Origin of the sequence: Bifidobacterium catenulatum subsp. kashiwanohense JCM 15439 = DSM 21854 (assembly GCF_001042615.1) — a bacterium.
Classification (GTDB): domain Bacteria; phylum Actinomycetota; class Actinomycetes; order Actinomycetales; family Bifidobacteriaceae; genus Bifidobacterium; species Bifidobacterium catenulatum.
Genome location: NZ_AP012327.1, coordinates 293,269 through 314,247, shown reverse-complemented (window position 1 = coordinate 314,247; position 20,979 = coordinate 293,269). Strand labels below are relative to the sequence as shown.

Sequence of the window (20,979 nt, the reverse complement as noted above, 5' to 3'; positions counted from 1 at the left end):
CCAGCGGGAAAAACATCCACTCACTGGAGGAATCATCCCGCCAACAAGCCCCTCAGCGCACCGAATCCCCCAGTGCGTGGAACAATCCTCCCGCTTACGCGCCTCTCAACGTCCTGATTCCCCCACCCACTGGAAGAATTCACCCGCCCACAGGTTCTCCAACGTACCGATTCCTCCACCCACTGGAGAAATCGGGACGCCAACGTGCGAAATATTCTCAAAATGTTCTCAGAAAGGCTTATTGAATGGTCTGCGATGGCCAAGAACAGGCAGGCTGCCGCCATTTTTTGAAAGTGCGCGAGATGGGACTTGAACCCACACGTCAAAGACACAGGAACCTAAATCCTGCGCGTCTACCAATTCCGCCACTCGCGCAAGTAGCCATACCGGAGCGAAACGCTCCTGATATGCAAAACCCTAGATGCTTTCACACCTAGGGCACTGGAGCCACTTGACAGAATCGAACTGTCGACCTGCTCATTACGAGTGAGCCGCTCTACCGACTGAGCTAAAGTGGCAATGCCCGGTAAGCATACGCCATCCGCGCACAAGACACAGAGCGTATCAGAAAAACTCGCCCCGCGCAAATCCGCGTCGCGTCCGCCTTTCCACTTTCAGCGTGGTGCAGGCCCGACCCCTAGGACTAGCGGCGCAGGAGTTTGCGTACGGAAGTCTTGAGCTTGAATGCCAACGGGCGCACGGGAAGCACGAACGAACCCATGAGTTCCTCAACATACCCGTTGAAACCTTGCTTGAATTCGAGCACGCCACGGCCTTCGCTGTTCGGATCGTCGAACACACCGTCGATGCCGTAGAAGTTGTAACGGGTCACGCCACGCTCCACACACAGATGCAGCATGGCATCATGCTGAATAAGCGCGGAAGCGTAGAACGGCTTGTACTTCTCCACGCTACCTGAGAACAGATACACCGTTTCACGCGCATGTTCCACGAACAGGGAGGCCGCCGCCGGAAGCACGTCACCATCTCTGGCATACTCGGCCGCTTCAGCCAAACGCTTTTCCGCCGCTGCAAGGTTGCGGGACTCTTCCCCTAACTGGCGTCCCGTTTTGGTGGTCGGATGCTCATCGTATTTGGCCTGCAGCGTATCGACCTTCTTCTGCAAGACATCGCGTTTGGATTCCATGTCGGCAATGTATTCGCCGATGTGAATCTGCGCCACCATGAAGTGGGCTTTGCTGCCATAGGCTTGCTTGAACTTGCGGAAATAGGCTTCACCGCGATATTCGAAATTACGGCGCTCGGCGGTGGCCTGCTCGATGTCGGCAAACACCTGCAGCTCGTCTTCGTCTAGCTCGCGCACATGCACGCCCATAGATGCGGCACGTTTCACGCTCCACTGCGTGCGCTTGTCATACGACTTGAGCAGTGACTTTTCGTCGGTAATGCCAGTCAGGTCTTTCAAGTAACGCCAGCGCGGCACCGCAGTGTAGCCGATTGTGAAGCCGTCATGCATGAAGCCGAGGTTTTTCAACGTTTCCACGGCATCGTCAGCAGGAGCACCACCTTGGTCGGCTGGCAGTTCGCCACCACGCGAATCATGCAGGCAGTATGGCATTTCCGGCACGATTTCCATCTGTGCGGAACCTTTCGCCTTCGCGTGCTGCTTGAGTTGGGCCATGAAATATTCGGTCAATTCGTGATCGTGATAATCGCACAGGGGGCCGTCGTGCACCACACTGAAAGTGGAAAGACGGCTGCGATGCGTTTCGAACAGCGCTCCCGCAACGATTTTGCCGTTTTCTTGAACGCCAAGGTATTCCACTTCGATTCCTTGGCCGGCACGCAGACGGCCTGCAGCGGAGGTTTGCTGGAAGTTGCCGTCCGGGTGGTGTGCGGAAAAATCGTCAAACGCCTCCGGACTCAACGTAACCAGAGAAAATGCTCGCATATGATCCTACCCCTTCATGCTGGTTGATTACGAGATTGATTGCCGTACGCAACCAGCATGATGGTAGCACGAGTCAAAGGACGGTGATTTCGGTGGGGATCACCGGATCGCCCTTCATAAGGCTTTGCGCGCCGATCGGCAGTTCGGCCAGTGCCTGGGCGCGGTAGTTATGCGCGTTGACGATGGCTTCGTGCCCCTGATAATCGGAGTTGATTTCGCCGTTGGACACGTAGTCGACCAGCAGATCCCTCCAGCCTTCTTCCGGCCGGTATGCGGCAAGCTGCTTTTCGGAACCGGAAATCACATGTTCGCAGTCGGCCAGCGAATACTCGTACGAGCGGAACGCGAGCTTGCGGCCCGGAACCGTGGCCTTGTCTTTCGACTTCTTGGCCACCGGCTGCATGTCGCCGGCAGAATTCTCGCGTTCGGTCAGCTTGTACACCATCGCGCAGGTCGGAGCGCCCGATCCGGTGACGAGCATGGTGCCCACACCATACGAATCAACCGGCGCGGTCTGCAGCGATGCGAGCGCATACTCGTCCAAATCGTTGGTAACGGTGATCTTCGTGTTGGTGGCGCCCAACGCGTCCAGCTGGTTGCGTACACGCTGCGCCAGCGACGCCAAGTCGCCGGAATCGATGCGTACGCCGCCCAATTCAGGGCCAGCCACCTCAACAGCCGTCTTCACAGCCTCTTCAATGTTGTACGTGTCGACCAGCAGCGTGGTGTTCTTGCCGAGCGCAGCGATCTGCGATTCGAACGCGCTACGCTCGTCGTCATGTACCAGCGTGAAGCAGTGCGCAGCCGTGCCAATGGCCTTCAAACCATACATTTGCGCGGCCAGCAGATTGGCCGTGCCTTTGAAACCACCTACTACGGCGGCGCGGGCTGCAGCAACGGCGGCCCACTCGTTCGTTCGGCGGCCTCCCATGTCCATGCATGGGCGATCCTTTGCGGCACTGACCATGCGGGACGCCGCCGACGCAACCGCGGAATCGTAATTCAGAATGCTCAGCAGCAGCGTTTCCAGCAGCGTGCACTCGCCGAACGTGCCTTCGACTTGCAGGATCGGCGAATTCGGGAAGAACATCTCTCCTTCGCGGTAGCCCTTGATTGAACCGGAGAAATGGAAATCCTCAAGCCATTTGATGGTTTCAGGGCCTACCACCTTGCGATCTGCAAGAAATTTCAGATCATTATCGTCAAGATGGAAGTTTTCAAGCGCGTCAAGAATGCGTCCTTGCCCGGCAGCCACTCCATAGTGGCGGCCAAGCGGCAGGTGGCGGGTGAAAATTTCGAATACGCACTTGCGATTGGCGGTGCCGTCCCTCAGGCACGCGTCAAGCATGGTGTATTCGTACATGTCGGTCATGAGTGCAGGTGAATAATCCAGCATTTCCAAAGCCTTTCTGACTTTTGGTGAAACTGACCATAAGCGTAGGCCTCGCCACGGCCACACACAGGTTTTCGTTCCATCATACGTGCTTGCATGCCTGTATTACGTGAGATAAACGCGGAAAAGGCGCAAAATGGTCGCAAACGATTGCAAACAATTCACGCACCTCAAGACGGGTTTTCGGCTGGTGATACTGTTTTTTCGGAAAATACAAGCGATTGTTGATCGTGTAATCAATCGAAAGCAGAGAAATCAGCGATGGTAGCGATTAAAGACATGTTGGACGGGCAGACAGTAATTCGCGCGGACGGACGTAAGGTGGATGAGCTACGTCCGGTGCGTATCACCCGTCATTTCACGGATGTTCCGGAAGGGTCCGTGCTTGTGGAATGCGGCAATACGCGCGTGATGTGCACGGCCACGTTCACCGCAGGTGTACCTCGTTGGCGCAAAGACTCCGGTCTGGGCTGGGTCACCGCAGAATATGCGATGCTGCCGCGAGCCACCGCAGACCGCACTGATCGCGAATCCGTGCGCGGCAAGATCGGCGGACGCACGCACGAGATCAGCCGGCTGATCGGACGCTGCCTGCGTGGCGTGGTCGACATGAAGGCGCTCGGCGAAAACCAGGTGCAGATTGACTGCGACGTGCTGCAGGCTGACGGCGGCACCCGAACCGCATCGATTACCGGCGCGTACGTGGCGCTCGTGGACGCCATGCGTTGGGCCGAGAAGCACAAGCACATCAGGTCTGCCGACCGCGTGATCAAAGACAGTGTTTCCGCCGTGTCCGTGGGCGTGATTGACGGCAAGCCGATGCTTGATCTGCCGTATATCGAAGACAGCAAGGCCATGACCGACATGAACGTGGCCATGACCGGATCCGGCGAATTCATTGAGATTCAGGGCACCGCGGAGCATCGCCCGTTCAACCGCGCCGAGCTGAACACGCTGCTCGATCTGGCGGAAAAGGGTAACAAGGAACTGCAGGCCGCACAACAGGCTGCGCTCGCACAGGACTGAAACGGACGCAATCCGGACGCAAGCCGACCGTAGGCTGGCCTCGCAAAACGAGCGTAGGCCAGGCAAGCCAGGGCATGTCAGGCAAGCCGACATCAACGAAGCAACGAACAGCAACGAAAGGAATCGGAACGTGAGAATCATCGTCGCAACCCATAACGAAGGCAAACTCGTTGAAATCAATCGCATTCTGGAAGATTGCCTGGGTGCGGACGCGGATCAGGTGGAGTTGGTTTCCGCCGGCTCGCTGAATCTGCCGGATCCGGTGGAAGACGGCGTGACCTTCCAAGAGAATGCGCTGCTCAAGGCCCGCGACGTGGCAGCGCGCACGGGCTGCCCGGCGATCGCCGACGATTCCGGCCTGATCGTTGACGTGATGGGCAATGCCCCCGGCATTCTTTCCGCACGTTGGTCGGGCAAGCATGGCGACGACAAAGCCAATAATGCGCTGCTGCTCGCGCAGATCGCCGACATTCCGGACGCCAAGCGTACCGCACGTTTCCGTTGCGCGGCCGCACTGGTGGTGCCGGAAACCGAAGCTGGCACCGGTGCCGACAGCCGTTATGCGATTGCCAGCGAGACTGTGGAAATCGGCGAAATGCCGGGCGTGCTGTTGCACGAGCCTCATGGCGAGCATGGCTTCGGATATGATCCGCTGTTCGTGCCCGACGATCAGCCCGCCCGTGCCACGGAAGCGGGCGGAAAAATCACTTCCGCGCAGATGGAACCGGCCGAAAAGAACGCTATTTCCCACCGCGGCAAGGCCTTGCGCGCTCTGCTGCCATCCGTGGCCGCCCTGCTGAAGTAAGAGAAGCAAGATCGACGCGGGGTCGAACAAGCCGTTGCAAGACAAGACGCAACATTGCTATCAGGTGTGGAACTGTAGTTTACGGTTTCACACCTTTTGTTTGCTGATCTTCACCGGACGTCACCAAACCTCACCATTTCCGATCTTCGCCAACCGGACGCCAATCGGGCGTCGCCGATCTCCACCAACCGTCACTAATCTTCACCGATCGTCGGCGCGAAAATCCTTGCCATCGTAGTTCGCCCAATCCGGGTATGGCTCGCCGGTTTCGATACTGCGCTGAATATCGCGGTACAAGTGCAGTTTGCGCAACAGATGCATGTACGCTTCTTCCAGCGCGGCCCGCTGCTCCAAAATCGCATGATGCCGCGATTCCAACAATTCCAACATGTCCGCGATATGTGCGCGCTCGTCCTTTTCGTAGGCGAAGAAGCGCTTGAGCTCGTCGATGCTCATGCCCGCATGTTTGAAGCAGGCGATCGCCTTGAGCCGCCCAATATGCGCGTCGGTGTACACGCGCCGCCCCGCATCATCGCGTTCCACATTGCACAGCAGCCCCTGATCCTCGTAATAGCGCAAGGTTGACGTCTGCACATGGAATCGTTGCGCAACCTCACGAATCGTATATGTCGCCATCTTCCCGTCTCATTTCTACTTTTCGGCGATTTTGCGATTTCTTGCGATTGGCAATCATGCAGAAACACACTATCGACGATATTTGCGTTCAAGTTTACTTGAAGTGCGACGATAGTATCGTCGAAAAACTCACGACATGCGCCAACTCAAGCAACACAGCGCACAGCGGAATATGCAAAAGTTTTCAAGGAGGAACAATGCTCGAACCGACCACCGTCTACACGCCGTCACCTACCCGATACGACTCCATGACCTACAACCATGTGGGTGCGAGCGGTCTGAAACTTCCAGCGGTTTCGCTCGGTTTTTGGCATAATTTCGGCGATATTACACCATATGCCACCATGCGCGGCATTGTGTTCACCGCATTCGACAATGGCATCACGCATTTCGACCTCGCCAACAATTACGGTCCCGAACCGGGCAGCGCGGAAAAGAATTGCGGCCGTCTGTTGCACGAATATTTCCATCATCATCGCGACGAACTGATCATCAGCACCAAAGCCGGCTACGAAATGTGGCTCGGCCCCTACGGCGATCTCGGCAGCCGCAAATATCTGCTCGCCTCTCTCGATCAGAGCCTCGAACGTCTCGGCCTTGACTACGTCGACATTTTCTACCATCACCACATGGATTCCTCCACGCCGCTCGAAGAAACCATGGGAGCGCTGGCAACCGCCGTGCAAAGCGGCAAAGCGCTGTACGTAGGCTTGAGCAACTACGACGGCCCGACGCTCGAAAAGGCCACCGCAATCCTCGATGAGCTGCGCGTGCCGTTCATCATCAACCAGAACCGCTACAACATTTTCGACCGCACTGTGGAACGTAACGGACTGAAGGAAACCGCCAAAAAGCTCGGCAAGGGACTCATCACGTTCTCGCCGCTCGAACAGGGTCTGCTCACGAACCGCTATCTCAACGGCGTGCCCGCAGACAGCCGCATCGCACATGACGGCCGCTTCCTCAAGGAAAGCGCGTTGACGCCAGAACGCCTGCAGCAGATCCGCGACCTGAACGACATTGCCGCCGAACGTGGTCAGACGCTTGCCGAAATGGCGCTCGCCTGGCTGCTGCACGACGGTTACGTGACCTCCGTACTTGTCGGCGCATCCCGTCCGCAGCAGCTGCTCGACAACATCGGCGCATTGAAGAACACCACGTTCAGCGATGAGGAACTGCGTCGCATCGACGAGATTTCGTTGCGATAAACGCGGATATTTCAAAAAAGGCAAGCCGACAATACAACGCGACAGCAATAAAAATCTGCCGAGACAATCTGAATTATCGAAAAGCAATTTCGATACAGAGACCATCTCGGCAGATTTTTTATATATAATCGCTTTCGGCAATCTTCAGAAATTTCAATGAAATTCCACAATCACCATACGGCGAGAAAAAACGACGAGAAAACGATTAGAAATTGGAATTCATCATTTCATCGTAGATACGCTTGCAATCCGGGCATACCGGGAACTGCGAAGGATCACGCTTCGGCACCCACACCTTGCCGCACAACGCCACCACCGGCCGGCCGGTGCGACGGGACTCGGCAATGCGATCGCGCGAAACATAGTGCGCGAAACGATCCGCATCGCCATTGCCGCCATCATCCAACTTCGTCTCCTCTTCGGGGCGTTCCAGCACCGCAGTGCCGGCACCCGCGTCGGGATTGGAAAGCGGCGAGACCGGATCAGCCTCGTCAATGAAGCCGTCGCGATCATCGAACATCGAACATGCCATAATCAACTCCTCAAATACGCCGCAACCGCGGCACCACTGCCTCCATCATAGCCATGAAAACCCACATATTCGCCGACACTTCGCGTAATTTCACGCAATCGCGGTACGCTTGAAGCTATGACAATTGCAGTTTGCCCCGGGTCGTACGACCCAGTGACCGCCGGACATTTGGACGTCATCGAACGTTGCGCACGTTTTTTCGATGAAGTGCATGTTGTGGTGGCAGTGAACGCGGCGAAAACACCGATGTTTTCCGAAGAGACCCGCGTTGAAATTATCCGTAAGGCGCTTGAAGAGCGGAATTACCGCAATATCAAGGTTGCTTCAACAACCGGATTGATTACTGACTATTGCAAGAAGGTCGGCGCGACGGTCATCGTGAAGGGGCTTCGCCAGAATGGCGATTATGAGGCTGAGTTGGGTATGGCGTTGGTCAATCGCAAACTCGCCGATGTGGAAACGCTGTTTTTGCCGGCGGCGCCCGATTTGGAACATATTTCCAGTTCGATTGTGAAAGATGTGGCACGTCACGGCGGCGATGTGACCGGCATGGTGCCCGATTGCGTGATTCCGCTGCTCGGAGAAGCGCTTAACAATGAAAAGAGGGCATGATGGGTGAAGAAACAAATGCGTACGATCCGGCCGGCAGCCAGTTTGACGACGACGTGACCGCTGAACGCCCAACCGATCGAACGGCCCAGTCCGGTCAGAAGGCGCAAGCCACGAAACGCGCCACCGAGCCAGTCGAACCGTTGATTTCCATGTCTGATCTGCCGGATTTGCGCAACACGTTCAACCCCAACGCGCCGTTGACCGATTCCGACAATCTGAGCCGCGACGAATTCACCACCGTGTACGACATTATCGACAAACTCGAATCGGCATTGGACGAAGCGAAACCGATACTGTTCTTCCCTGGCAATGTGCGCGTCGACCGCGACGAATTCACCGAACAGCTCGACCAGTTGAAGAAAATGATGCCGGTGCAGCTGGAACGCGCCTCGGCGTTGATGCGCGAGTCGGAACGACGTTTGGAAAGCGCGCAGACGCAAGCCAACGCCATCGTCGCTTCGGCGCAATCGCGTGCGGCAGACACGATACGCGAGGCCAACGAGCAGGCGCAATTCCTCGCCGGTCAGGAAAACGTGACCGAACTGGCGCGGCAGAAGGCGCGTGCTATTCTCGACCAAGCGCAAGCCAAGGCCGACCATCTCACGCAGGGAGCCGACAAATACTGCACCACGGTGATGGAAACGCTGCAACAGCAGCTCGGCAAGCTTGGCAACGACGTGCAGGCGGGATTAAACGTACTGTATGATCGCCAGCGCGAAGCGGGCACGCATGTGCCGCATCTTGACGCAAACGACTATCCGGAAAGCTGAATGGAAGGCTGAACATGGCACGTATCGAAGATTCCCCGTGGGCGATTTCCGTGGCGCAGGTCGCCTCGCGAGCCGGGCAAAGCAAGGAGATCGACGCGACTTTCCCCGCGCCGAGCGGCATCGGCGATGAGATCGTCGGCGTTGAAGAAGGTGCTGACGTTGCTGTTGTCGGATCGTTTGATTCGATTGTTGACGGCTTGATTTTCAACGCCCGCATCAGCGCCCCCGTGCATGCGGAATGCACCCGTTGCTTGAAACCGATCAAGCGCGATTGGACGGTGAACGTCACCTCGTTCTTCCCGTATGAAGACAAGTCCGCAAACGTTGCGTCCGGTAAGGGCGGCAAAAATGGCAAGGGCAGCGCCAAGGAAGAGGAAGTCGACATTATTGCCGGCGAAGACGAGTCGGAAGATTCGTATCCGCTGCTTGAAGGCGGCTCCTGGGCCGATATCGAGGCTTTGCTGCGCGACACGCTGGTTGAGGAACTGCCGCTGCAGCCGTTGTGCAAGCCGGATTGTTTGGGATTGTGCTCGCAGTGCGGTGCCGATTTGAACGAGGAACCGAACCATCATCATGATGTGACCGATATTCGTTTTGCCGCTTTGGAGGGGTTGAAGGCCCAGCTGGAAGGCAACGAATAGACTGCAAGCAGAATTGATTTCGCTTGGGTTTCGTTCGGATTTTGCTTGGGTTTTGCAGTTTGTACGGAGCACAAGTTAAGATACTGAACGCTTAAGCTCAATCGTTCGAACGAAACAGAGGAAACACAATGGCACTGCCTAAGTACAAGACCTCGCGCGCGAATACTCATTCTCGCCGCGCAAACTGGAAGGCCAAGGCCGCCCAGACCGTTACCTGCCCGAACTGTGGCGCTCCGGCGCTGCCGCACATGGCCTGCCCGAGCTGCGGCGCCTACCGTGGCCGCGTGTACCGCGAGGCTGTCCGCTCCATCCACACCAAGTGAGTGGCTGTCGAGTAACGGCATAAAGCATTAAAACCCTGCCATCGACGGGTGGCAGGGTTTTTGTATATTTCAGGCTCGCACTTGGCCATATGCCATTTGCACTCACCTGACCATCCCACCTCGCATCCGCCGAGTATCGCATCCACCGAATATCCACGCATTTCCCTGCATTTCCGCCTCGACATGGGCGGAGAGTAGACTGAATGAGATCGTTGTTTGCATAGCAATCGGCCAGATTTGCTGGCTTGTTGCCACGTACGCAACGTCCCGAACAGCGCGGCGAGCTTCGCCGCCGCATACCCACTACGAAACCGAGGACGATTATGACCCAGAACAACACCGCCGCATCCGCCGTTTCCGAAGGCGAAATGACCGCCAACGCATTGCTTGAAGCACTTGGCACCACGCTCGAGCCCGACCTGCTGGTCGAAGCGCTCACCCATCGATCCTTCTCGCACGAGAATCCGGGCGCAAAAAACTACGAACGTTTGGAATTCCTTGGAGACGCCGTGCTTGAGCTCGTCTCCACGGAAACCCTGTACAAGGCGCACCCCGACATGAACGAGGGGCAGCTTGCGAAGATGCGCGCGAAAGCAGTTTCCGAGGAATCCTTGAGCAAAATCGCTCGCGAAAAGCTCAATGCAGGCCCATACATTCTGCTCGGTCATGGCGAAAGCGATCAGGGCGGCGCTGGTAAAAGCTCGATTCTGTGCGATATCGTCGAATCGTTGATCGGTGCAACGTTCATTCAGCATGGCATTGACGAGGCACGTCGCGTTGTGCATCATCTTGTTGACGAAACGCTTGCGGAAGTCGCGACGGAAGGCCCAGCCCTCGATTGGAAAACCTCGCTTACCGTCAAAGCGCATGGAATGGGCTTCGGCGAACCTCGTTACCAGATGTCGGTTTCCGGTCCGGAATATGCGCAAGTGTTCACTGCGAACGTCATGCTGGGCGAAAGCGACGAAATAATCAGCACCGGCACAGGCACCAGCAAGCGCAAGGCGCAACTCGCCGCAGCCGAAGAAGGTTGGAAGGCGCTGGACAATCGCAAGCCTGAAACACAAAACGTCCGTAAGCATCGCAAACATCATCACAAGCACAGCGGCGGCGAAAGTAACGGCAGCAACGGCGGAAGCAGCGAAAGCGCCAACAAGTAGCCAAAACAGCCAACAAGCGGCCGCAAATCCGCCCTCTCATACCGCCGCGGAACGCAATACGCCAGAATATGGCACGAATCCGGCATATTCTCCTGTCAGCCGATAGCATAGACTGATTATTAGCGAAGGATTGCGATTCGCAAGTCGCCACAAGCGATTGCGCCGCTTTCCGATGATAGGGTTCGGCTGATTGCGTGCACCGAAACGCGGCAGCACACCCCGTAAGAAAGTTCCACGAGCGAATATGAGAGGGAACATGGTGTTACCTACGCCCCTGCAGGCATTCAGCGGCATGCCCAAGGCAGCCGCAACCATTGAAAAGCAGACCATTGTTGACGGCGAGAAGATGACCGGCGCCGAAGCGCTGGTACGTTCGCTGGAAGATTTGGGCGTCAAGGATGTTTTCGGCGTTCCAGGCGGCGCGATTCTGCCGGTATACGATGCGATCAACGATGAAACCAGTTTCCGTTTTGTGCTGATGCGCCACGAACAGGCCGCAGGTCATGCGGCTGAAGGCTATGCCGTATCGACTGGTCAGGTCGGCGTATGCATCGTCACGTCCGGCCCGGGCGCCACGAACATGATCACCCCGATCGCCGACGCGAACATGGATTCCGTGCCGATGGTAGTCATCACCGGCCAGGTTGGCGTGAACGCCATTGGCACCGACGCCTTCCAGGAAGCCGATATCGTCGGCGCAACCTACCCAGTGGTCAAGCACTCCTATCTGGTCACGCGTGCGCAAGATATTCCGCGCGTGCTGGCCGAAGCGCACTATGTGGCACGTTCCGGCCGCCCCGGCCCGGTGGTGGTTGACATCACCAAAACCGCACAGATCGGCGATATGTACTATTCGTGGCCGCAGCGCATGATTCTGCCCGGCTACAACCCCACCACGAAGGCTCACGGCCGTGTGCTTTCCGACGCTGCGAAGCTGTTCGAGCAGTCGTACCGTCCGGTGCTGTATGTGGGCGGCGGCGCGGCCCGTTCCGATGCCGGCAAGCTCGTGCAGGAGCTGGCGGAAGTCACGAACGCTCCGATCGTCACCACGCTGCCCGCACGCGGTGTTGTGCCTGATTCCGATCCGAAGGTGCTCGGCATGCTTGGCATGCATGGCACGATCGCCGCTACCGGCGCCGTACAGCGTTGCGATCTGCTTGTTGCGATCGGTGCCCGTTTCGACGATCGTGTAACCGGCAAGCTTGACGCTTTCGCTCCGGGTGCACGTGTGATTCACATTGATATCGATCCGGCGGAAATCGGCAAGAACCGTCAGCCGGATGTGCCGATCGTTGGCGATGTGGCAACCGTGCTGAAGGATCTCATTCCGGAAATCAAGCGCGAGCAGGCTGTGCATGGCAAGCCTGACACTTCGCATTGGTGGGAGATTATCAACGATTGGCGTGAAAAGTACCCGATCAAGTGGGATGAGCCGACCGATGGCTCGCTCGCTCCGCAGTGGGTCATCAAGCAGCTTTCCGACCTGGCTGATCCTGACACGATTTGGGTTACCGGTGTGGGCCAACATCAGATGTGGGCTACGCAGCTCATCGATTTCGAGAAGCCGCATTCTTGGCTGAGCTCCGGCGGCCTTGGCACCATGGGTTACGGACTGCCGGCCGCCATCGGCGCTCGTGTTGGTTCCGAACGTTTCCATGAGGGCGAGAAGCCGGTGTGGCTGATTGACGGTGACGGTTCCTTCCAGATGACTTCTGAAGAACTGGCAACCGCGTTCCACGATCACACGCCAGTCAAAATCGCACTGCTGAACAATTCCGTGTATGGCATGGTTCGTCAGTGGCAGACCTTGTTCTACGGTGAGCATTATTCCGCCACCAATCTGATGGATGGCGAGAATACGCCGGAAATCGTGGATGTTCCTGATTTCGTGAAGCTTGCCGAAGCGTACGGTTGCGTCGGCATGCGCGCGTTCACGGAAGAAGAAGCCATTGAAGCGATCAAGAAGGCCAACGAAATCAACGATCGCCCGGTGCTTATCGACTTCCGCGTGTGGAAGGACGCTATGGTGTGGCCGATGGTCGCAGCTGGCGATTCCAACGACAATGTCATCTATATGCCCGGAAGCAAGCCGCTGCAGCGTCCGAAGGCCGCTGCTGACAACGAGTAAACGAGCAAACGAGCAAACGAGTAAGTAGTAAGGAAGGGTCTACCAATGTATCCTGCATCTCAGCCGGGCTCCAAGCGCCATACGCTTTCTGTGCTCGTCGAGAACCGTCCGGGCGTGCTGGCGCGTATTGCCGGCCTGTTTGCCCGTCGTGCGTTCAACATCAACTCACTGTCCGTCTCCCCCACCGAGCGCCCTGACATTTCCCGCGTCACCGTCACTGCCGAAGTGGATGAAGTGCCGCTTGAGCAGATCATCAAGCAGCTCAACAAGCTGCTGCATGTGTTGAAGATCGTGGATTTGGATCCGAACACCACTGTGGAGCGCGAACTGGTGCTCATCAAGGTGGCTGCCGACGAATCCAACCGTTCCGACGTGCTTGAGATCGTGCGTCTGTTCCGCGTGCGCGTGGTCGATGTGAATCCGGAATCGCTGACCATCGAGGCCACCGGCGCCGAAGGCAAGATCGACGCGCTGCTGGGGCTTTTGGAGCATTACGGCATCATCGAGCTGGTCCGCTCCGGCGCGGTGGCCGTGACCCGCGGTCCGAAGGCGCTGAGCGAGAAGGTGCTCGGCTCCGAGATCACCGGTCGCTGATCAATTCGGCATTCGACCTCACCGCAAACCTTATAGGGCTTTCTCGTTTTCCCGCGAGAAAGCCTTTTTTGTTGGAGAACGAAAGAATCTATACCCTCTACTGGTTGTAAAACGCAAGAATTCATACCCCCAATCGGTTGTAAAAGTGTAATCGGGGGTATCGTTTTCGGTTGGAAAAGTGTATAATGGAAATCCGAAGCCACTCGCAAATCATTGAAATATAAACGATTGAAGGAGCCAATCATGCTACAGAGAAAAGCACTGAAGCAATTCCAAGCCTGGCATGACGCCCCATCTCACACCGCGCTTCTCGTAACCGGCGCAAGGCAGGTTGGTAAAACCTATCTCATTCGAGAATTCGCCGACCAACATTATGAGAGTTTCGCGGAATTTAATTTCATTCAAAATCCGGATGCGGCACGTATCTTCAACCCTCCCAGCGATGCAGCAACCATGCTCATGCGCATGGAACTGGCATCCGGCCAACGTTTTATTCCAGGGAAAACGCTGATTTTTCTTGATGAAATCCAAGCATGCAAGGAAGCCGCAACAGCCGTCAAATTCCTTGTGGATGACGGCAGATATGATTTCGCCATGTCAGGATCTTTACTCGGAGTCGAACTTGAAGATGTTCGCTCCGTCCCAGTTGGATATCAAAGCGAAGTAATGATGTTCCCTCTGGATTTTGAGGAATTCTGCTGGTCACAGAATGTCGATGGAAAAATTTTCGACATGTTGAAGGAATGCTATGAGAAAAAACAGCCAGTGGATGATTTTATTCATGAACATCTCATGTCTTTATTCAGAAAATATCTGATTATTGGAGGCATGCCGGCTGCAGTAGCATCGTTTGCACAAAACAACAGTCTCATAGACGTTCGTCAGGCACAAGAAGATATCAAACAAGGTTATCGTCGCGATATCAGTCAGTACGCACGCAAAGAGGACCGTCTGCATATTCGCTCTATTTACGACCTTGTTCCAAGTGAGCTCAACAATCCCAACAAGCGTTTCACGTTCGCAAAAATCGAAAAAAACACGCGATTCCAAGCCGTGGCCAACGATTTTGACTGGCTTGCCGCTGCGAACGTCGCCATTCCCGCATACAACGTGGACGAGCCTCGCAAACCGTTGGAAATGTCTAAAGAACGTAATTTGTTCAAACTGTTTTATTCCGATGTTGGTCTGCTCACGGGCGCATATCTCAACTCGACCGCACTTGATATTCTTGCCGGCGATGACGAAGTTAATTATGGAGCAATCTACGAAAATGTGGTAGCCCAGGAACTTACCGCCCACGGTTTTTCTCATCTGTATTATTACAACAGCAAGCGCTTAGGAGAACTTGATTTTCTCGTCCAAGATCGCAATGACAATATCATTCCCATTGAGGTGAAATCAGGAAAGAATTACAAGGTTCATCGGGCTCTTAATAATGTGCTCGCAGAGGAAAGTTATCACCTTCGCCAAGGATTAGTTTTCGGCCCCGGCAACATCGAAACCAACCACAACATCACCTACTACCCCATCTACCTACTGAGCCAGTTTTGCAACAACTAGCCCAGTAGCATTCATCGTGATGTCACAAACTATGATGATGGCAGCACGACAGGGAGCGTTATGACTGAAATTATTCATGATGGTGTTCCTTTACTTCATATACGGAAACAACAAGATCTGTATTGCCGATGTTGATAATGGACAATGAGGTGGCATCTGGGAAATTCTTCGCCGGAAGAGAGACCGTTTCCACTCCATTAGACGTACAGGATTCCCTAGTGGTTAGGGTGTGTGGCTGTCCATCTTTGTAGAGGACAAACGAATAAGGAGCCTGTTCCTTCTGTTTGCACATGGAAACGACATAATACATATTGTTTTCGTCGACTTTTTGGGCAAATGGAATAGCACCATCGCCGTGCACGGATTTCGCCCCCAGCTTGTTTACTAGAACCAGTTTGTCCGAGTTATTGAGATCATCGACGGCGACACGGTCCAGAGCGTCCACAGTAAATGCTTTATATGCCTGTTTTGCGGCATCATCATTCTCGCTACTTCTCTGCACGGAGCTATCATCGGAACTTCCATGTACGGCTTTCGTGCAGCCAACGCATGACCACAACAACAAGGTGGACAACAAGCAACAGACGCTTCTTCGCATCACTTGATTCATAAGGCACCTCCATTGGTCTCTCCGACAAGAACAGCTAAGGTTTCCTGCAATAACAAGAATATGACATTGGCACATGGAATGCCACGCATCGCTGTCGCACGAATGGTCAACATTCACCAGAAACACTGGACTGGATGCGGGTTGTAATGGAAGAGTAGTTTTATGCGTAATTCGGAAACACTGGAGGAACTGCGCCGCCGCCACAATATGCACACCCGATCCGGTAATTGGCGCAGGCGATACGAATGCTACTCGAGCTGTTCGGAAAGCTCCATCCATTCGAGTTCGAGTTCTTCGGACTCGTCCGTAACGGCCTGCAGCTGCTCGTTGAGCTTGCCTAGACCTTCGTAGTCGCTGGGGTCGTGCGCGGCCATCTGCTGTTCAAGGTCGGCTTTCTGATCCTCAAGTTTGGCGAGTTTGCGCTCGATTGCCGATACGCGCTTGGAGACTTCATGGAAGGCCTTGCCGGAAAGCTTCGGTGCGGAAGGCGCAGAAGATGCGGCTTCAGCAGTTACAGACCCGCTTGCGGAGTTGCCTGCGGTGCCTTCGGTTGCGGAACCGGCAGTCCCAGCGGAACCGCTCTTCTTACCTTTGCCGGCACCTGCCTTCTCATCCGCGAACGGATCCTTGCCGTTCTTGATGGCCTCAGTCATGTCCAGATAATCCTGCACGCCACCGGGCAGGTGGCGCACTTTGCCGCCGATCAGCGCGAACTGCTGGTCGGTGACGCGTTCGAGCAGGTAACGATCGTGCGAAACCACGATCAGCGTGCCCGGCCAAGTGTCGAGCAGATCCTCCATCACAGCGAGCATGTCGGTGTCCAGATCGTTGCCGGGCTCATCCATGATGAGCACGTTCGGCTCGTCCAGTAGAATCAGCAGCAACTGCATACGGCGCTTCTGACCGCCCGACAGGTCTTTGATCGGCGTCATCAGCTGCGCCGACTCGAAACCGAGACGCTCCATCATCTGCCCCGGCGTCGTTTCCTTGCCGTCCACGATATAGCTCGGCTTGTAACGACTCAGCACTTCCTTGATCTTGTATTTACCGAGCTTCTCCAATTCGTCGAGACGCTGCGAAAGCACCGCGAATTTCACGGTTTTGCCGATATTCACATGACCTACAGTAGGGGTGATTGTTCCGTCAAGAATCTTCAATAACGTCGATTTTCCGGCACCGTTCGCACCGACGATGCCGAAACGATCTCCAGGCCCAATCAGCCATGTCACGTCATCAAGAATCTTACGACCGGTAACAGTAATTTTTTGCGCTGCAGAAGTAATTTCTTCTGCGGAATCATCAGTGTTATTTTCTTGTGATTCCTGAATTTCTTGCGATTCTTTCGCAGCTGCAGCAACTTGCGCCGCTGCAACACCGGCATCCACCAATCGCGGATCAGTCAGATCATCGACGGCAACTTCCACGGAACCATGCACTTGCGGCTCGGCATACATGGCCGGCACCACATCGACGCGTGATGTCGACGCTTCCATTTCGGCAACGTCAGGATCGATATCAGCCTCGCCTTGCACATGTTCGAAAATCTGCGTCACGTCGATCAGGTCAACCACCTGCTTGCCCAGGCGGGATGTGGCCATTTGCTTCAATTCCAGCGTATTGCGTACCGGAGGTACGTCGGCGATGAGCTCACGCGCGGCCTTCACATGGAATTTCTGTTTGGTGGAACGGGCGCGGGCGCCGCGGGTAAGCCAGGCAAGTTCCTTACGAGCCAGATTGCGACGCTTCGTTTCACGCACGTCGGCTTGGCGATCGCGTTCCACGCGCTGCAGCATGTATGCGGAATAGCCGCCTTCAAACGGCTCGATTTCGCCGTCATGCACCTCCCACATGGATTCGCACACTTCGTCGAGGAACCAACGGTCGTGGGTGACGAGCAGCAGCGCGCCAGATCCAGCCGGCCAACGGTTCTTTAAATGTTCCGCCAGCCAGTGAATGGTCACCACATCCAAATGGTTCGTGGGCTCGTCGAGAGCGAGAATATCCCAATCCTTGAGCAACAGGCGTGCCAAATCGGCGCGGCGACGCTGACCGCCGGAAAGCGAACCGATTTTCGCTTCCAAGCTAATGCCGCCAAGCAATGCTTCGACGATTTCGCGCGACTTGGTTTCCGCAGCCCATTCGTAGTCTTCACGGCCTTCGAGCGCAGCTTCGCGCACGGTGGCGTTGTCGTCGAGCGGGTCACGCTGGTCGAGCATGCCGAACGTAAGCCCGCCGCGAATGGTCACGCGGCCGGCATCCGGCTCCTGCGTGCCTCTGAACAAATGCAACAACGTGGACTTGCCGTCGCCGTTCTTACCGACGATGCCGATGCGGTCGCCTTCAAAAACACCCTGCGTCACATCGTTGAAAATATTCTTGGTCGCAAAAGCAAGCGAAACGTGTTCAAGTCCCAAATCATAAGTCGGCATAAGTCACCAATGTAGCGGGAACATCTCCCAAACCTGCAGGCAATGCCGCAACTTGCGAATCGCCACCAGCGCTACGCAGCAATCGGAACCGCACGCAACTCGGCAATCAGCCTTGCTGCGCCTGAAGCAAACTCTGCTCATACGAATTACAACGAGCGGCAAAGCTTGAAAACACCTGATCCGCGAGCGGCTGCAACTGTGGATTATATTCGGCGAACGCCTCGCGCAACTGCGCTTTCGACCCGCCGGCAGCCTTTAGATCCTTGACCATGCTTGACTCGTCAAGCCACTCCTCCAACAGCGTAGGAGTAACCTCCAAGTGGAACTGCATGCCCAGAGCGGAACCAAAACGGAACGCCTGCACCTTGGTCTTCTCGGATCGCGCCAATGGCTGCGCGCCCTCCGGCAACGACACCACGTCGTTATGCCAGTGCAGCACATCCACGGTTTTGTTCCACATCGAGAAATAATCATGCTTGTCGATGCGTTTAATCGGCGCAAAACCGATTTCCGGCGCCTCTCCCGACTTCAGCTTCGCCCCCAGCGCGGTGGCGATGATCTGATGCCCTAGGCACACGCCCAACACCGGCTTGCCAACGCTGACCGCAGCCCGCGCAAGCTTGGCCTCGGCCTTTAATCCCGGATACTTGTCGTAGTCGAGCGCGCCCATCGGGCCACCCATAATCACCACGCCGGAAACCTCGCCAAAATCAGGCAAATCCGGTTTCTTCTGCTTGGCAACATTGATGATTTGATACTGCAGTCCCAAATCATCCAAACTGTCTAAAATGCGTCCCGGTCTCTCCCACGGAACGTGTTGCAAAATCAGCACCTGCGATTGCGTCATACATTCTATTGTTGCATCACCTACGTAAACGATGTTCACAAATCCAACAAAATCCGTTTTGCCGTTCATTTTCATCTCGCATGCATGTCCGATTCTGGCAATACTCTCGTGGTTATGACGAACACGCAAGAACCGCAGAATATCAACATTTCTAGCGTCGCAACCGCAGTTGACGCAGTGGCGAGCGCTGCTGCCGATCTGAAGCTGTACGACACCGCATCACACGCCGTGTCGAATTTCACGCCGATCAAGCCCGGTCAGGTCGGCATGTACGTGTGTGGCGCCACCGTGCAAAGCTCGCCGCATATCGGCCATATTCGTGCGGCTGTCGCGTTTGACGTGGTGCGTCGCTGGTTCGAGCGTTTGGGCTACAAGGTCACGTTCGTGCGCAACGTCACCGATATCGACGACAAGATTCTCGATAAGGCTGCGGCCGCCGGTCAGCAGTGGTGGGAACGTGCGTACATTTACGAGCGCGAGTTCACCGAGGCTTACAACACATTGGGTGTTGAGCCGCCTACGTATGAGCCGCGTGCGACCGGCCACATGATCGACATGATCGATCTGATCAAGCAGATCATCGACAATGGCCACGGCTACGTGGTGACTGACGAGAACGGCAATCCGACCGGCAACGTGTATTTCGACGTTGCCAGCTGGCCGCACTATGGCGAGTTGACGCATCAGAAGCAGACCGCTGTGGCTGATGCTGCTTCCGAAGTGGCCGATGCCATGGGTCCGTCTGTCGACAATGCGGGCAACGACAAGTACAATCCGGTTGATCCTGCGGACATGTCGGAAGACAAGCATGATCCGCGTGATTTCGCATTGTGGAAGGCTCCGAAGGATTCCGATCCGCTTGACGCGCGTTGGAATACTCCGTTCGGCACGGGTCGCCCGGGTTGGCATATTGAATGCTCGGCGATGAGCCACCGCTATTTGAAGGATATGTTCGACATTCATGGCGGCGGGCTGGACTTGCGTTTCCCGCACCATGAGAACGAAATGGCGCAGACTCGTGCTGCCGGTTACGATTCGGCGGCTCGTTGGATGCATTCCGCATGGGTTACCGCCAAGGGTGAGAAGATGTCGAAGTCGCTGGGCAACGGCTTATCCGTGCCGGCGGTTTTGGCGGAAAATTCCGCTTGGGTGGTGCGTTACGCGCTTGGTTCCGTGCAGTATCGCTCCATGCTGGAATGGTCGGATCAGACGTTGACCGAGGCTCAGTCCGCGTACGATCGTGTGTCGAATTTCATTGAACGTGCCGGTGCCGCCGTCGGCGGGCAGCCGCCTCGTGAAGAGATCGTTTCGATTTCTGCCGATGCTCTGCCGGCTGATTTCGTTGCCGCAATGAACGACGATATTAATGTTTCCGGTGCTTCCGCTGCGATTTTCACGGCGATTCGTTCCGGCAACACGTTGCTTTCGAAGCTTGCCGATCGTGTTGATTCGGATGTTGCGAAGGATGAAGTTCGCGCTGTTTTGGTGAATGTGCGTGCGATGCTCGATACGCTTGGCTTGGATCCGCTGGCGGAGCCGTGGGTAAGCGAAGGCGCGGCCGGCGGCGCCGGAGCCGGTGCCGATTCCGCTGAGCACACTGCGCTTGACCGTTTGGTTTCCGAACAGTTGGAGGAACGTGCCGAAGCCCGCAAGGCCAAGGATTTCGCCCGCGCCGACGCCATCCGTGACGCCTTGGGCGCAGCCGGAATCACTATCGAAGACACCCCTCAGGGTCCCACCTGGACCCTCAAATAATCCCCCATCTCTTCTGAAAAAACGTTGGCCGGTCTACC

The 20,979-nt window shown here is 55.9% G+C and carries 19 protein-coding genes and 2 tRNA genes; 12 read left to right on the top strand and 9 right to left on the bottom strand.

Going from position 1 to position 20,979, the window contains the following annotated elements:
* Positions 1-294: 294 nt before the first annotated feature.
* The 4 genes from BBKW_RS01250 to BBKW_RS01235 form a co-directional block, all read right to left on the bottom strand.
* Positions 295-375: transfer RNA gene (locus BBKW_RS01250), tRNA-Leu, on the bottom strand.
* Between the two features lie 67 nt (positions 376-442).
* Positions 443-518 (bottom strand) — tRNA-Thr (locus tag BBKW_RS01245).
* Between the two features lie 125 nt (positions 519-643).
* Positions 644-1,912: an aminoacyltransferase gene (locus tag BBKW_RS01240; RefSeq protein ID WP_033500746.1), complete on the bottom strand. Its 1,269-nt coding sequence runs from the start codon at positions 1,910-1,912 to the stop codon at positions 644-646.
* 73 nt (positions 1,913-1,985) lie between these two features.
* Positions 1,986-3,308 (bottom strand): nicotinate phosphoribosyltransferase, encoded by a 1,323-nt coding sequence (locus BBKW_RS01235; protein ID WP_033500745.1) that lies wholly within the window; start codon positions 3,306-3,308, stop codon positions 1,986-1,988.
* Between the two features lie 258 nt (positions 3,309-3,566).
* Between BBKW_RS01235 and rph the strand changes: the two genes are divergently transcribed.
* Complete coding sequence (gene rph / locus BBKW_RS01230) at positions 3,567-4,331, top strand: ribonuclease PH (RefSeq protein ID WP_003836164.1); 765 nt, start codon at positions 3,567-3,569, stop codon at positions 4,329-4,331.
* A gap of 130 nt (positions 4,332-4,461) precedes the next feature.
* Complete coding sequence (locus BBKW_RS01225) at positions 4,462-5,136, top strand: non-canonical purine NTP pyrophosphatase (RefSeq protein ID WP_033500744.1); 675 nt, start codon at positions 4,462-4,464, stop codon at positions 5,134-5,136.
* A 201-nt stretch (positions 5,137-5,337) separates the two neighbouring features.
* Here the strand turns inward: BBKW_RS01225 and BBKW_RS01220 are convergent, their stop codons facing one another.
* Positions 5,338-5,772 carry a MerR family transcriptional regulator gene (locus BBKW_RS01220; RefSeq protein WP_033500743.1) on the bottom strand — a complete coding sequence of 145 codons (435 nt, stop codon included), beginning with the start codon at positions 5,770-5,772 and terminating at the stop codon, positions 5,338-5,340.
* A 197-nt stretch (positions 5,773-5,969) separates the two neighbouring features.
* Between BBKW_RS01220 and BBKW_RS01215 the strand changes: the two genes are divergently transcribed.
* Positions 5,970-6,980: an aldo/keto reductase gene (locus tag BBKW_RS01215; protein WP_033500742.1), complete on the top strand. Its 1,011-nt coding sequence runs from the start codon at positions 5,970-5,972 to the stop codon at positions 6,978-6,980.
* Between the two features lie 205 nt (positions 6,981-7,185).
* Here BBKW_RS01215 and BBKW_RS01210 read toward each other — a convergent pair whose 3' ends face one another.
* A complete protein-coding gene (locus tag BBKW_RS01210) occupies positions 7,186-7,512 on the bottom strand; it encodes a DUF3039 domain-containing protein (RefSeq protein WP_033500741.1) in 327 nt (108 codons plus the stop codon).
* 117 nt (positions 7,513-7,629) lie between these two features.
* On the opposite strand from BBKW_RS01210, the gene coaD reads away from it, so the two are divergent.
* From coaD to BBKW_RS01170, 8 genes are all read left to right on the top strand, one after another.
* Positions 7,630-8,124 (top strand): pantetheine-phosphate adenylyltransferase, encoded by a 495-nt coding sequence (gene coaD / locus BBKW_RS01205; RefSeq protein ID WP_033500740.1) that lies wholly within the window; start codon positions 7,630-7,632, stop codon positions 8,122-8,124.
* A complete protein-coding gene (locus tag BBKW_RS01200) occupies positions 8,121-8,894 on the top strand; it encodes an ATP synthase subunit B family protein (RefSeq protein ID WP_033500739.1) in 774 nt (257 codons plus the stop codon). The genes coaD and BBKW_RS01200 overlap by 4 nt, the downstream gene beginning before the upstream one ends.
* Before the next feature lie 14 nt (positions 8,895-8,908).
* A complete protein-coding gene (locus tag BBKW_RS01195; protein ID WP_033500738.1) occupies positions 8,909-9,535 on the top strand; it encodes a YceD family protein in 627 nt (208 codons plus the stop codon).
* Positions 9,536-9,663: 128 nt separating this feature from the next.
* A complete protein-coding gene (gene rpmF, locus BBKW_RS01190; protein ID WP_004220165.1) occupies positions 9,664-9,858 on the top strand; it encodes a 50S ribosomal protein L32 in 195 nt (64 codons plus the stop codon).
* A 323-nt stretch (positions 9,859-10,181) separates the two neighbouring features.
* Positions 10,182-11,018 carry a ribonuclease III gene (gene rnc, locus BBKW_RS01185; protein ID WP_048349489.1) on the top strand — a complete coding sequence of 279 codons (837 nt, stop codon included), beginning with the start codon at positions 10,182-10,184 and terminating at the stop codon, positions 11,016-11,018.
* 256 nt (positions 11,019-11,274) lie between these two features.
* Positions 11,275-13,146, top strand: coding sequence for an acetolactate synthase large subunit (locus BBKW_RS01180; protein WP_128832443.1), 1,872 nt, complete (start codon positions 11,275-11,277; stop codon positions 13,144-13,146).
* Between the two features lie 45 nt (positions 13,147-13,191).
* Positions 13,192-13,740, top strand: coding sequence for an acetolactate synthase small subunit (ilvN, locus tag BBKW_RS01175; RefSeq protein WP_033500736.1), 549 nt, complete (start codon positions 13,192-13,194; stop codon positions 13,738-13,740).
* 243 nt (positions 13,741-13,983) lie between these two features.
* Positions 13,984-15,300, top strand: coding sequence for an ATP-binding protein (locus BBKW_RS01170; RefSeq protein WP_033500735.1), 1,317 nt, complete (start codon positions 13,984-13,986; stop codon positions 15,298-15,300).
* A gap of 70 nt (positions 15,301-15,370) precedes the next feature.
* Here the strand turns inward: BBKW_RS01170 and BBKW_RS01165 are convergent, their stop codons facing one another.
* The 3 genes from BBKW_RS01165 to BBKW_RS01155 all read right to left on the bottom strand — a co-directional run bounded on the left by BBKW_RS01165 (position 15,371) and on the right by BBKW_RS01155 (position 19,186).
* A complete protein-coding gene (locus BBKW_RS01165; RefSeq protein ID WP_231858500.1) occupies positions 15,371-15,802 on the bottom strand; it encodes a hypothetical protein in 432 nt (143 codons plus the stop codon).
* A gap of 356 nt (positions 15,803-16,158) precedes the next feature.
* Positions 16,159-18,339: an ABC-F family ATP-binding cassette domain-containing protein gene (locus BBKW_RS01160; RefSeq protein ID WP_033500733.1), complete on the bottom strand. Its 2,181-nt coding sequence runs from the start codon at positions 18,337-18,339 to the stop codon at positions 16,159-16,161.
* A gap of 106 nt (positions 18,340-18,445) precedes the next feature.
* Entirely contained in the window at positions 18,446-19,186 is a 741-nt protein-coding gene (locus BBKW_RS01155) for a type 1 glutamine amidotransferase (RefSeq protein WP_033500812.1), read from the bottom strand.
* A 114-nt stretch (positions 19,187-19,300) separates the two neighbouring features.
* Between BBKW_RS01155 and cysS the strand changes: the two genes are divergently transcribed.
* Positions 19,301-20,941: a cysteine--tRNA ligase gene (cysS, locus tag BBKW_RS01150; protein ID WP_033500811.1), complete on the top strand. Its 1,641-nt coding sequence runs from the start codon at positions 19,301-19,303 to the stop codon at positions 20,939-20,941.
* The last annotated feature ends 38 nt before the right edge of the window (positions 20,942-20,979 follow it).

Bases quoted from the DNA above. Each gene is read 5' to 3' on its own strand.
- BBKW_RS01240 (WP_033500746.1), bottom strand. From the start codon at position 1,912: ATGCGAGCATTTTCTCTGGTTACGTTGAGTCCGGAGGCGTTTGACGAT.
- BBKW_RS01235 (WP_033500745.1), bottom strand. From the start codon at position 3,308: ATGCTGGATTATTCACCTGCACTCATGACCGACATGTACGAATACACC.
- rph (WP_003836164.1), top strand. From the start codon at position 3,567: ATGGTAGCGATTAAAGACATGTTGGACGGGCAGACAGTAATTCGCGCG.
- BBKW_RS01220 (WP_033500743.1), bottom strand. From the start codon at position 5,772: ATGGCGACATATACGATTCGTGAGGTTGCGCAACGATTCCATGTGCAG.
- BBKW_RS01215 (WP_033500742.1), top strand. From the start codon at position 5,970: ATGCTCGAACCGACCACCGTCTACACGCCGTCACCTACCCGATACGAC.
- BBKW_RS01210 (WP_033500741.1), bottom strand. From the start codon at position 7,512: ATGGCATGTTCGATGTTCGATGATCGCGACGGCTTCATTGACGAGGCT.
- coaD (WP_033500740.1), top strand. From the start codon at position 7,630: ATGACAATTGCAGTTTGCCCCGGGTCGTACGACCCAGTGACCGCCGGA.
- BBKW_RS01200 (WP_033500739.1), top strand. From the start codon at position 8,121: ATGATGGGTGAAGAAACAAATGCGTACGATCCGGCCGGCAGCCAGTTT.
- BBKW_RS01195 (WP_033500738.1), top strand. From the start codon at position 8,909: ATGGCACGTATCGAAGATTCCCCGTGGGCGATTTCCGTGGCGCAGGTC.
- rpmF (WP_004220165.1), top strand. From the start codon at position 9,664: ATGGCACTGCCTAAGTACAAGACCTCGCGCGCGAATACTCATTCTCGC.
- rnc (WP_048349489.1), top strand. From the start codon at position 10,182: ATGACCCAGAACAACACCGCCGCATCCGCCGTTTCCGAAGGCGAAATG.
- BBKW_RS01180 (WP_128832443.1), top strand. From the start codon at position 11,275: ATGGTGTTACCTACGCCCCTGCAGGCATTCAGCGGCATGCCCAAGGCA.
- ilvN (WP_033500736.1), top strand. From the start codon at position 13,192: ATGTATCCTGCATCTCAGCCGGGCTCCAAGCGCCATACGCTTTCTGTG.
- BBKW_RS01170 (WP_033500735.1), top strand. From the start codon at position 13,984: ATGCTACAGAGAAAAGCACTGAAGCAATTCCAAGCCTGGCATGACGCC.
- BBKW_RS01160 (WP_033500733.1), bottom strand. From the start codon at position 18,339: ATGCCGACTTATGATTTGGGACTTGAACACGTTTCGCTTGCTTTTGCG.
- BBKW_RS01155 (WP_033500812.1), bottom strand. From the start codon at position 19,186: ATGACGCAATCGCAGGTGCTGATTTTGCAACACGTTCCGTGGGAGAGA.
- cysS (WP_033500811.1), top strand. From the start codon at position 19,301: ATGACGAACACGCAAGAACCGCAGAATATCAACATTTCTAGCGTCGCA.